Here is an 11,629-nt window from a genome sequence, read left to right as displayed (position 1 = left end):
CCTTCGGTATTTCGTGTTTCCAACCTTACCAGATCCGTTTTCCGTTCCGTTTCCGGTTCAGATTCCGTTTCCGGCCCCCTGTTGGAGCGGGGTTTGCCTTCTGCTTTCGCTTTCCGGCTTCACCGACTTTATCAGAAGCGTTTCGGCCGAGCTAATCGGCGTTTTCGCTTCCCATAAGGAGAGTGAGGTTTGCTTCGTGCGAATTGAATCCGGCACCGAAGCGATTCAGATTCTAGCCGTTGCCACCGGAGCTGTCCAGCTCCCGGCAACCGTTCGAATCTACCTCCCCGCGCCTCCCGTGTCAACGGGTTTTGCGGAGCGAGTAGGACAGTACCAGGCCCGTACGGCCCAGCGCACATCGTCCCGTGGTCACTCGTCGGACGCGAAGGACGACGGCGGGCTCTCCAGCTCCTCCAGCTCGATGCCCGGTGCGGCCAGGACCACGTCGCCCGCCAGGTGCACGCTGTGCTGCTCGCCGGTCTCGAGGTCGCTGACCTGGTACTCGTCCACCGTCAGGACGCCGCTGTCCGTGGTGTGCGGCGTTCTCGCGACCAGGGCCCACGCCTGGTCGAAGGTCCGGGGAGCCAGCGCGGGGGGCGTGAAGCCGACGAGTCTGATGCGCTTCGCGCCCTCGCCGGGTGTCAGGCGCAGCAGCCGGGCCAGGGCCACGTGGAAGGCCGGGGAGGCTCCGGTGAAGGCGTGGGCGGCCGCGTTGCCCTCGGTGGCGTGCTCGCCGGCCGGATCCGTGCGCACCCAGGTGACGCCGTCGAGGGCCGCGCCGCGTACCTGCCAGCTCGCCGCGTGCAGCTGGAGGCGGATCGGGCGGCCGAGGTCGTCGAGGGTGAGGTCGACGGAACCGGCGTGGTCGCCCGAGGGGGCGGTGAGCTGGGAGACGTAGCGCCAGCCCGAGGGGCCGGTGGCGCAGTGGAAGTGTTCCTCGCCGAGGGGGGTGTGGTCGTGCGGGTCGTGGAGGGAGTAGCGGCCGCGGGGCATGGTGGGTCCTTGGACGAGAACGGGACAGGCCCCCACCGAGGAGGGCGGGGGCCTGCACGCCGGTCACCGCGGTGGCTGCTCGACGGCGGCCACCGGGGCGGTGTCAGTAGCGGTAGTGGTCCGGCTTGTAGGGGCCCTCGACCTTGACGCCGATGTAGGCGGCCTGCTCCGGGCGGAGCGTGGTCAGCTTGACGCCGAGTGCGTCGAGGTGGAGGCGGGCCACCTTCTCGTCGAGGAGCTTCGGCAGGACGTAGACGTCCGTCGGGTACGACTCCGGCTTGGTGAAGAGCTCGATCTGGGCCAGGGTCTGGTCCGCGAAGGAGTTCGACATCACGAAGGACGGGTGGCCGGTGGCGTTGCCGAGGTTGAGCAGGCGGCCCTCGGAGAGGACGATCAGGACCTTGCCGTCGGCGAACGTCCAGGTGTGGACCTGCGGCTTGACCTCGTCCTTGACGATGCCGGGGATCTTCGCGAGGCCGGCCATGTCGATCTCGTTGTCGAAGTGGCCGATGTTGCCCACGATGGCCTGGTGCTTCATCTTGGCCATGTCGGCGGCCATGATGATGTCCTTGTTGCCCGTGGTGGTGACGAAGATGTCGGCGGTCTCGACGACCTCGTCCAGGGTGGTGACCTGGAAGCCGTCCATCGCCGCCTGGAGGGCGTTGATCGGGTCGATCTCGGTGACGATGACCCGGGCGCCCTGGCCGCGCAGGGACTCCGCGCAACCCTTGCCGACGTCGCCGTAGCCGCAGACGACCGCGACCTTGCCGCCGATGAGGACGTCGGTGGCGCGGTTGATGCCGTCGATCAGGGAGTGGCGGCAGCCGTACTTGTTGTCGAACTTCGACTTGGTGACGGCGTCGTTCACATTGATCGCCGGGAAGAGCAGCGAGCCGGCCTGCTGCATCTCGTAGAGGCGGTGGACGCCGGTGGTGGTCTCCTCGGTGACGCCGCGGATCTCGGACGCCAGCTGGGTCCACTTCTGCGGGTTCTCACCGAGCGTGCGGTTCAGCAGCGTGAGGATCTGGGCGTACTCCTCACTGTCGGCCGTCGACGGGTCCGGGGCCGCGCCGGCCTTCTCGAACTCGACGCCCTTGTGCACGAGGAGGGTGGCGTCGCCGCCGTCGTCCAGGATCATGTTGGGGCCGCCGGTGGCGGTGCCGGGCCAGGTCAGCGCCTGCTCCGTGCACCACCAGTACTCCTCCAGCGTCTCGCCCTTCCAGGCGAAGACGGGGACGCCCTGCGGGTTCTCCGGGGTGCCCTCCGGGCCGACGGCGATGGCGGCCGCGGCGTGGTCCTGGGTGGAGAAGATGTTGCAGGACGCCCAGCGGACCTGAGCGCCCAGGGCGACCAGCGTCTCGATGAGCACGGCCGTCTGCACCGTCATGTGCAGCGAGCCGGTGATACGGGCGCCTGCCAGCGGCTGCGCCTGTGCGTACTCCTTGCGGATCGCCATCAGGCCGGGCATCTCGTGCTCGGCGAGGGTGATCTCCTTACGACCGAAAGCTGCCAGCGACAGGTCCGCGACCTTGAAGTCCTGGCCGGTGGAGGTGGTGGTCATACGGGCTGCTCCTCCTGAAGGGGCGAGCGAGGTTGGGTACGGCTGTGCACGCGGTCAGTGTGCGGGCACGGCTGACTCCCCGCAGGTGGCTGGCACCTGCCCGGACACACCCGTCCCCTTGGCCGCAGCGCAGTCCGTCGGAGGCCCTCTCTCCCTCGGCCGGTCCGTCGCGCGGGCCGCCCGACCGCCATCAGCAGCGACGTCTGGCTCTGGTCACGAATCTACACCGATGGTGGTGGTGAACCCCAGCCCCGTCCGGCCCTGTTCCGCCCTCGGAGGTCGTGATCGCTTTTCTCCGCAGGCGTCGTGTTGCAGGATTCGATCAACGCGCGGACGGGGGATCCGTCGGCGCTGCCGCGTGCCGATCTGTGAGGAGATCCATGTGACCAGTCCAGCCGGCCCCGCCGAGGGCGCGGGGGTCAGGGGGCCGGGGCTCAGGCTGCTGGCGGTGACCGCCTGTCCGACGGGTATCGCCCACACCTATATGGCGGCGGAGAAGCTGGCGCAGGCCGCCGAGGCGCTCGGTCATGAGATCAAGGTGGAGACGCAGGGGTCGATCGGGGCGGAGAACGTCCTGACCGACAACGATGTCAGACAGGCGGACGGTGTCATCGTCGCCGCCGACAAGGACGTCGACCTGAGCCGCTTCGCCGGGAAGCGGGTGCTGTCGGTCGGGGTGGCCGAGGGGATCCATCATCCGGAGCGGCTGATCGAGCGGGTGCGGACCGCCCCGGTGTACGAGGGCTCCGGGGGCGGCGTGCCGCCGGCAGCCCGGGGCGGCGGCAAGGAGCGGGGTGCCGTCTACAAGGCGCTGATGAACGGCGTCTCGTACATGATTCCGTTCGTGGTCGTCGGCGGGCTGCTGATCGCGGTGTCGCTCGCGCTGGGCGGGCACACCACGGCGCAGGGGATCGTCTTCGACAACTCCTTCTGGAAGTCGGTCAACGACATCGGCACCATCGGCTTCACGCTGATGATCCCGGTCCTCTCCGGCTATATCGCCTATGCGATCGGTGACCGGCCTGCGTTGGTGCCGGGCATGGTGGGGGGCTGGATCGCGGGGCACGGGGAGCTCTACGACAGCAAGGCGGGCGCGGGCTTCATCGGGGCGATCGCGACGGGGTTCCTGGCCGGTTATCTGGTCCGGTGGATCAAGAAGGTCGAGGTCCCGGCGTTCGTCCGGCCGATCATGCCGGTGATCGTGATCCCGGTCGTGGCGACGTCCGCGCTGGGCCTGTTCTTCGTCTATGTGATCGGGCGGCCGATCTCCTGGGTGTTCGAGCATCTGACGAGCTGGCTGGGCGGGCTGACGGGCACGAGTGCGGCGCTGCTGGGCGTGCTCCTCGGTCTCATGATCGCTTTCGACATGGGCGGGCCGGTCAACAAGACGGCGTTCCTCTTCGGCACGGGCCTGGTCTCCAGGAACCCGGAGATCATGGGGATGTGTGCCGCGGCCATTCCCGTACCGCCGCTCGGGCAGGGGCTCGCGACGCTGCTGCGGCGCCGGCTGTACACCGATCAGGAGCGGGAGACGGGCCTGGCGGCGCTGTTCATGGGGTTCTTCGGCATCACGGAGGGCGCGATCCCGTTCGCCGCCGCCCGGCCGGCGCGGGTGATTCCCGCCAATATGCTCGGCGGCGCGGTGGCGGGGGCGGTCGCTGGGCTGGCGGCGGTGAAGGACAGCGTGCCGCACGGCGGTCCGATCGTCGCGGTGCTGGGGGCGGTCGGCGGGGTGCCGATGTTCTTCGTCGCGATCGCCGTGGGCACGGCGGTGACGGCGCTGACGACGGTCTCGCTGATGTCGCTCGGCGGCGGCCGTACGGCCGTGGGTGTGCCGGCGGCGGGCGCTGCCGCCGTCCCGCCGGAGGTTCCGCCGGCCGAGGAGGGCGCGGCGCTGTCCGGTTACCTCACCGAGCGGACCGTACGGCCGCGGCTCGTGGCGAGCGGCAAGGAGGCGGCGATCCGGGAGATGGCCGAACTGCTGGCGGCCTCCGGCAAGGTGACGGACGTCGAGGGGCTCGTGCGTGCCGCGCTCGCCCGTGAGGAGCTGGGGACGACGGGGCTCGGGGAGGAGATCGCCGTGCCGCACGCGAAGACGGACGCGGTCTCGGCGCCGGTCGTCGGTTTCGCGCGGTCCGCGGAGGGGGTCGAGTGGGGGGCGCTGGACGGCACGAGGGCCCGGCTGGTCTTCATGATCGCGGTGCCGGTGGCCGACGCGGGGGACGAGCATCTGCGGCTGCTGGCGATGCTGTCGCGGAAGTTGATGGATCCCGCGTTCCGGGAACGGTTGCTCGCGGCGGAGGAGCGGGGGGAGATCGTGGAGGCGCTCCGGGAGGTCGGGTAGGGGCGCTCCCCCACCCGGCCTCCGGGGGTTCTCGTCAGTGGCGGGCGGGGCCGCCCGGGGTCGCCGCCGGGTCCTCGCCCGCCGTCGCCGCTTCCTCGCTGTAGATGTCGGGTTCGAGGTAGATCGCGCGGACGATCGGGACCGCTTCGCGGATGCGGGCCTCGGCGGCGTCGATGGCGCGGGCGACCTGGGCGGCGGTGTCGTCGTGCCGTACGGCGATCTTGGCCGCGACGAGGAGTTCCTCGGGGCCGAGGTGGAGGGTGCGCATGTGGATGACGCCGGTGACGGTGTCGCCGTCCACGGCGGCGGCGCGGATCTTCGCGATCTGTTCCGGGCCCGCGGCCTCGCCGAGCAGCAGGGACTTGGTCTCGGCGGCCAGGACGAGCGCGATGAGGACGAGCAGGATGCCGATGCACAGCGTGCCGATGCCGTCCCAGACGCCGTCGCCGGTGGCGAGGGTCAGGCCCACGCCGAGGAGGGCGAGGACGAGGCCGATGAGGGCGCCGAAGTCCTCCAGCAGGACGACGGGGAGTTCGGGGGCCTTGGCCGTGCGGATGAAGGAGCGCCACGACTGCTTGCCGCGCAGGGCGTTGGACTCCTTGATCGCCGTGCGGAAGGAGAAGCCCTCGGCGACGACCGCGAAGACCAGCACGCCGACCGGCCAGTACCAGTGCTCCAGCTCGTGCGGTTCCTTGATCTTCTCGAAGCCTTCGTAGAGCGCGAAGACGCCGCCGATGGTGAACAGGACGATGGAGACGAGGAATCCGTAGACGTAGCGCTCCCGGCCGTAGCCGAAGGGGTGCTCCTCGCTCGCCTTCTTCTCCGCCTTCCTGCCGCCCAGCAGGAGCAGCAGCTGGTTGCCGGAGTCGGCGACGGAGTGGACTCCTTCGGCGAGCATGGACGACGAGCCGCTGAACGCGAACGCGACGAATTTGGCCACGGCGATGGCCATGTTGGCCCCCAACGCGGCGACGATGGCCTTGGTTCCGCCTGATGCGCTCATGGGTGCGGCATGTCCCTTTCGCCGGGGTGTTGCTTTGCGCTTCCTTTACGGCGGGTCATTGTCGCAGCCGTCGGGCGGGGTCCGGGGTCAGAGGGCGACCGTGGCGCGGAAGACGGTGGCGTCGTCGCCGGTGAGTTCGGCGCTCTCGCCGGCCCGTACGAAGGCGGACTCGCCGCGGCGAAGGCGCAGCTCGGTGCCGTCGGGGGTGCGCAGGGCCGCGGTGCCGAAGACGCACAGGAGGATCTGGGGGGCGCCCGCGGGGAGGGCGGCGGGGGTTTCGGAGGCGGGTGCGAAGACGTAGCGGGAGAGGCGGAATTCGTCGACGGGTGTCGCGTAGACCTCTTCGCCGCCGGCGTCGGCCTCGGGGCGCAGGACGGCGGGGTCGGTGCTCTCGAAGCGGACGACGCGGAGCAGTTCGGGGACGTCGATGTGTTTCGGGGTCAGGCCGCAGCGGAGGACGTTGTCGGAGTTGGCCATGATTTCGACGCCGAGGCCGTCGAGGTAGGCGTGGGGGACGCCCGCGCCGAGGTAGAGGGCTTCGCCGGGGCTCAGGCGGACGTGGTTGAGGAGCATGGCGGCGATGACGCCGGGGTCGCCGGGGTAGTGGCGGGCGATGGAGGCGTAGGCGGCGTACGCGTCGCGGTGCGGGCCGTCCTCGGCGGCGAGGCGGGCGCAGGCGGTGGCGGCGGCGTGGACGGTGTCGGCGACGGCGGTGTGTTCGGCGGTCAGGACGGCGGTGAGGACCTCGCGCAGGGCGTCGGCTTCGGGCTGTGCGTGGAGGAGGTCGGCGTAGGGCTTGAGGGAGTCGACGTCGAGGGCGGCGAGCAGTGCGGCCGTCTCGGCGGGGGCGCGGAAGCCGCAGAGGCCCTCGAAGGGGGTGAGGGCGCAGAGCAGTTCGGGTTTGTGGTTGGCGTCGCGGTAGGTGCGGTGGGGTGCGTCTGCGGGGATGCCGCGGGCTTCCTCGTCGGCGTATCCGGCCTTGGCCCGGTCGAGGTCGGGGTGGACCTGGAGGGAGAGCGGGGAGGCGGCGGCGAGGAGTTTGAGCAGGAAGGGCAGCTGGGGTCCGAAGCGGCGTACGGTCCCGGGTCCGAGTTCGGCTTCCGGTGCGTCGGCGATGGTGTCGCACAGGGGCCGGGGTCCACTGCCGCGGTCGACGCGGGAGGGGGCACCGGGGTGGGCGCCCATCCAGAGCTCGGCCTGCGGTTCGCCGGTGGGGTTGGTGCCGAGGAGCTCGGGGATCGCGGTGGTGGAGCCCCACGCGTAGGGGCGCACGGTGTTGGCGAGGCGGTCCATGGGGCGGCTTCCTGACTGTTCGTACGGCTGGCGTCGCGTTCACGAGCCCGGTCGTCGGTCACGGGTCCGTGCCCTTCCCGCGTTCTACGGGGTGGAGGCGAGCGCCAGATAGACGGCGGCGAAATCCGTGATGGCGAGGAGCTCCGCGGCGGTCTCCAGCGGGGTGCCGCCCTCGGTGGCCTCCAGCTCGCTGATGGGGGTCTCACGCTGGAGGACGAATTCGCGGGCGGCGGGTCCGGGTGAGGTGATGTCGGGGGCGCGCTCGCGGAGCAGCACGACGCGGGCGTGGAGGGCTTCGGGGTCCTCGACGCGGTCGCGGAAGAAGTCCTCGGGGTCGGCGCCCGCGGCGAAGTCCCCGGCGAGCAGGGTGCCGTGGGCGGTCAGTGCTTCGGGCAGTTCGGCGGCGAGGGCGGGGCGGCCGGAGAGTGCGGCGAGGACGGTGGCGAAGTGGCGGCCGACGGCGCCGGCGAGGTCGCCTTCGGACCAGATCAGCGGGAGGGTGCCCGCGAGCTCGGCCGCGAGGGTCTTGGCGGGGTTGCTGTAGGTGGCGTGGGCGGGGCCGCAGACCTCGGCGATCTGGTCGAGCCGGTCGGCGAGGGATTCGACGGCGCCCTGGTCGGCGGCGAGCAGGCCGATGCGGTCGGCGAGGGCGAGGAGCGGGGTGAGCAGGGCCCAGAGGGTGCCGGGGCCGACGGGGAGCGCGGCGGCGGTTTCCGCGCCGCCGGTGGGTGCCTCGCCGGGGGCTGCGGTCAGCGGGATGGTCAGGCCGCGAACCTGCTCGGTGGCGTCGGCCAGGGGGGTGCCGTCGGGGGTGACGCAGACGACGGAGCAGCCTCGGCGGTACGCCTGCTCCAGCAGGATCGCGAGGCCGGGTTCCGTGCCGTCGGGGGTGGCGACGAGCAGCAGGTCCAGCGGGCCCGTCCAGCCGGGGAGCGTCCAGCGCAGGGCGCCGGGGGCGGGGGCGACGCCGGTGGGGCGGATGAGGGTGAAGGGGGCGCTGCCGCCGGCGAGGGCGGTCAGCAGGTCGGCGGCGTAGCCGGCGGCGGGGGCGGGTCCGGCGAGGAGGACGGCGCGTGGGCGGCCGTCCGGCCGGAGCGCGCCGATGCCCGCTTCGGTGGCGTTGCGGGCGGCCGTGCGGACCCTGGCGCCGGATTCCGCGGCGCCGCGCAGGAGGCCGCGGAGATCGGCTCGGGAGAGGGCTTTCGGGTCATCGAGGAGTGACTCGTCGAACACCGTTGATCAGCCTCCGATCGCCGTGGCGTACGCCGTACGGGTGTGTGCCGGGCCGGGCGGGCGTCAGGCGGGGCGCCGGGCCTCGTCGACGAGCAGGACGGGGATGCCGTCGCGCACGGGGTAGGCCAGGCCGCAGGTCTTGCTCTCGCAGACCAGCTCCGCGCCCTGCTCTTCCTCGTGGAGGGGTGCGTGGCACTCCGGGCAGGCGAGGATCTCCAGAAGACCGGCTTCGAGCGGCATGGGGGTTCCCTTCGGCGTGTACGTCCCTTGCCCGGCAAGCGTAGTCGCTCGCGCTGGGGGTGGCGGTTATCCGGGGCGGGTGGGGCCGCGGCCGGCGCTTCGGGTGGCGGGTGGGACGGGCCGGTGTCGCGCCGGCCCGTCCTTTCCCGCTTCCCGGGGTCCCGCTTCTTGCGTTACGCGCGGACGAGGGCGAGGACCTCGTCGCGGAGGCGGGCCACCGTCTCGGGGTCGCGTGCCTCGACGTTCAGGCGGAGGAGCGGCTCGGTGTTGGAGGCGCGGAGGTTGAACCACCAGTCGGCGGCCGTGACGGTCAGGCCGTCGAGCTCGTCGAGCCGGACGTCGTCGCGGCCGGCGTAGGCGGCCTTGACCGCTGCCGCGCGCCCGGCCTGGTCGTCGACGGTGCTGTTGATCTCGCCGGAGGCGGCGTAGCGGTCGTACTGCGCGACGAGCCGGGACAGCGGCTCGTCCTGGCCGCCGAGGGCGGCGAGGACGTGCATCGCGGCGAGCATGCCGGTGTCGGCGTTCCAGAAGTCGCGGAAGTAGTAGTGCGCGGAGTGCTCGCCGCCGAAGATCGCGCCGGTGCGGGCCATCTCCTCCTTGATGAAGGAGTGTCCGACGCGGGTGCGGACGGCCTTGCCGCCGTGTTCCTTGACGACCTCGGGCACGGACCAGGAGGTGATGAGGTTGTGGATGACCGTGCCGCCGGGGTGCTTGGCGAGTTCGCGGGCGGCGACCAGGGCGGTGATGGCGGAGGGGGAGACCGGGTCGCCGTTCTCGTCGATCACGAAGCAGCGGTCGGCGTCGCCGTCGAAGGCGAGGCCGATGTCGGCGCCGACCTCGCGCACGCGTGCCTGGAGGTCGACGAGGTTCTTCGGGTCGAGGGGGTTGGCCTCGTGGTTGGGGAAGGTGCCGTCCAACTCGAAGTACATCGCGTCGAGTTCGAGCGGCAGGCCGTCGAAGACGGTGGGGACGGTGTGGCCGCCCATGCCGTTGCCCGCGTCCACCACGACCTTCAGCGGGCGGATGGCCGACAGGTCGACGAGGCCGCGCAGGTGCTTCGCGTAGTCGCCGAGGACGTCCCGCTCGGTGATCGTGCCGGGGGTGGCGGCGGGCTCGGGCGCGCCGGTCTCCATCCACCGCTCCGTGAGCGCGCGGATGTCGGAGAGGCCGGTGTCCTGGCCGACGGGTGCGGCGCCGGCGCGGCACATCTTGATGCCGTTGTACTGCGCGGGGTTGTGCGAGGCGGTGAACATCGCGCCGGGCAGGCCGAGGGCCCCGCTCGCGAAATACAGCTCGTCGGTCGAGCAGAGCCCGATCTCGGTGACGTCGACGCCGAGCGCCGCGGCGCCCCGCGCGAAGGCCCGGGACAGGCCGGGCGAGGAGGGGCGCATGTCGTGCCCGGTCACGATCGCGTCCGCGCCGGTGACCTTGGCGAAGGCAGCGCCGAACAGCTCGGCCAGCGGCTCGTCCCACTGGTCGGGGACGACACCGCGGACGTCGTACGCCTTCACGATCTGCGACAGATCAGCCACAGCCAACCCCTCCTGGAGTCCTTTACGGGGAGACAAACCTACCTGGAGGCACTGACAATCCGGGCATCGGAGGAGTGGAAGGCCGGGTGCGGACGGGTGTTGACGGCGGTGGGCCGGGGAACGGGCGCCGGGGCGTCAGGAGTCGGGCGAGCGCAGGACCCTGAGGTGGCCTCGGCGCGCGACCTCCATCGGGTCGGCCTCGCGGCCGCCGGGCGCCGGGGCGCCGGGGGTGCCGGCCGGTCCCGTCAGGCGCTCCTGCGGACGGGCCGCTTCCCGCACGGCGTTGGCCAGCGCTTCGAGGTCGTCACCGCTGGGGCGGGCGGGGCCGGTGTCGAGGGCGAGCCGGACCACGTCCCAGCCGCGGGGTGCGGTCAGGCGCTCGGAGTGCTCGGCGCACAGGTCGTAGCAATGGGGCTCGGCGTAGGTGGCGAGCGGTCCGAGAACGGCGGTCGAATCGGCGTAGACGTACGTCAGCGTCGCGACGGCCGGGCGGCCGCACGCGGTGCGCGAACAGCGACGTACAGGGCTCACGAGGTTGGACGGTACCGCACTCTTGAGCGGTCCGCGACGACTCACCCCCGGCTCACTCCTCCGTGTCGGCTCCGTTCGCCCCGTGGACGCCGCTTCCGTACCGCCTGGTTGAGCTGTGTGGAGGCCCTGCGGGCAGGGCGCACCGGCGGTGAAATCTGTCATCAAGCTGTCCGCACAGTGTCCTTCAACGAGCATGACACCGTCCTGCACATGGCCGTAATTGATCGCAGAAGTGACTGAAACATTCATCCGGCGACATTCGGCTGATATGCGATCACTACGTGCACACGGGCGGACGACGGCTACCCTCAGGAGTGATGGACAGCCCCGTACCTCCTCCGGTCACCTCCGGAGGCGCCCCCAGCCCCGCCGGACCGCGGCCGCGTCACCGCGACCGCCACGGACGCGGCATGCGCGGACCGATCGCCCCGCCCCAAGTGCCGCTGTCGGTCAGCCGGGGCGAGGCGTTCGTCGACCTGGTGCACGACTCGGCGGAGCGGCTGGAGCGGCTCTGGCCGCAGCTGTCCGCGGTCGACTTCGTCGTGCGCGAGGTCCCGGTGACCCCACGTGACGGACGCGGCACCATGAGCGACACCGAAGGGCTCGACGCCTTCGAGTTCGACGGCGAGACGGTGCCGCTCGGGCGGTACGTCGCCGCGCACGGCGACACCCCGGACCGGATCGTCATCTACCGGCGGCCGGTGGAGATCCGCACCAAGTCCCGCGACGAGCGCGCGCTGCTCGTGCACGAGGTCGTGGTGGAGCAGGTCGCCGAACTCCTCGGGCTGGCACCGGAGTCGGTGGACCCGCGCTACGGCCAGGACTGACCGCCGCGGCACCGGCCCGCGCTCCGGCGACGCCAACAGGGCATCCGCGCGGGAGGTTTGAGCGCCGGTGCC

General features: G+C 71.6%; 10 protein-coding genes. 2 read left to right on the top strand and 8 right to left on the bottom strand.

Annotated features, from left to right (window positions below; translation table 11 throughout):
- Positions 1 to 369: 369 nt before the first annotated feature.
- Entirely contained in the window at positions 370 to 993 is a 624-nt protein-coding gene (locus ACFY1P_RS29130; RefSeq protein WP_361528921.1) for a hypothetical protein, read from the bottom strand.
- 103 nt (positions 994 to 1,096) lie between these two features.
- Positions 1,097 to 2,554, bottom strand: coding sequence for an adenosylhomocysteinase (gene ahcY / locus ACFY1P_RS29125; protein WP_361528924.1), 1,458 nt, complete (start codon positions 2,552 to 2,554; stop codon positions 1,097 to 1,099).
- Positions 2,555 to 2,936: 382 nt separating this feature from the next.
- On the opposite strand from ahcY, the gene ACFY1P_RS29120 reads away from it, so the two are divergent.
- On the top strand, positions 2,937 to 4,898 hold the full coding sequence (locus tag ACFY1P_RS29120) for a fructose-specific PTS transporter subunit EIIC (RefSeq protein WP_390752259.1): 1,962 nt from the start codon (positions 2,937 to 2,939) through the stop codon (positions 4,896 to 4,898).
- A gap of 34 nt (positions 4,899 to 4,932) precedes the next feature.
- On the opposite strand, the gene ACFY1P_RS29115 is transcribed toward ACFY1P_RS29120, so the two are convergent.
- The 6 genes from ACFY1P_RS29115 to ACFY1P_RS29090 all read right to left on the bottom strand — a co-directional run bounded on the left by ACFY1P_RS29115 (position 4,933) and on the right by ACFY1P_RS29090 (position 10,775).
- Positions 4,933 to 5,901: a cation diffusion facilitator family transporter gene (locus ACFY1P_RS29115; protein WP_361528930.1), complete on the bottom strand. Its 969-nt coding sequence runs from the start codon at positions 5,899 to 5,901 to the stop codon at positions 4,933 to 4,935.
- Between the two features lie 87 nt (positions 5,902 to 5,988).
- Complete coding sequence (gene manA / locus ACFY1P_RS29110; protein ID WP_390752258.1) at positions 5,989 to 7,194, bottom strand: mannose-6-phosphate isomerase, class I; 1,206 nt, start codon at positions 7,192 to 7,194, stop codon at positions 5,989 to 5,991.
- 84 nt (positions 7,195 to 7,278) lie between these two features.
- Positions 7,279 to 8,427: an SIS domain-containing protein gene (locus tag ACFY1P_RS29105; RefSeq protein WP_361528936.1), complete on the bottom strand. Its 1,149-nt coding sequence runs from the start codon at positions 8,425 to 8,427 to the stop codon at positions 7,279 to 7,281.
- Between the two features lie 63 nt (positions 8,428 to 8,490).
- Positions 8,491 to 8,667, bottom strand: coding sequence for a Trm112 family protein (locus ACFY1P_RS29100; protein ID WP_361528939.1), 177 nt, complete (start codon positions 8,665 to 8,667; stop codon positions 8,491 to 8,493).
- A 173-nt stretch (positions 8,668 to 8,840) separates the two neighbouring features.
- Entirely contained in the window at positions 8,841 to 10,199 is a 1,359-nt protein-coding gene (locus tag ACFY1P_RS29095; RefSeq protein WP_361528942.1) for a phosphomannomutase/phosphoglucomutase, read from the bottom strand.
- A gap of 135 nt (positions 10,200 to 10,334) precedes the next feature.
- Positions 10,335 to 10,775 (bottom strand): DUF3499 domain-containing protein, encoded by a 441-nt coding sequence (locus ACFY1P_RS29090; protein WP_361528945.1) that lies wholly within the window; start codon positions 10,773 to 10,775, stop codon positions 10,335 to 10,337.
- A gap of 272 nt (positions 10,776 to 11,047) precedes the next feature.
- Here ACFY1P_RS29090 and ACFY1P_RS29085 point away from each other — a divergent pair, with 272 nt between their 5' ends.
- The gene (locus ACFY1P_RS29085; protein ID WP_390752257.1) at positions 11,048 to 11,557 is read left to right on the top strand and encodes a metallopeptidase family protein; all 510 of its coding nucleotides are present in this window, start codon (positions 11,048 to 11,050) and stop codon (positions 11,555 to 11,557) included.
- Positions 11,558 to 11,629: the final 72 nt, after the last annotated feature.

The sequence above is a fragment of the Streptomyces sp. NPDC001407 genome (genome assembly GCF_042895325.1).
Lineage (GTDB): Bacteria > Actinomycetota > Actinomycetes > Streptomycetales > Streptomycetaceae > Streptomyces.
Note: the sequence above shows the minus strand (reverse complement) of the source record. Positions and strands in the feature narration are given on the sequence as shown.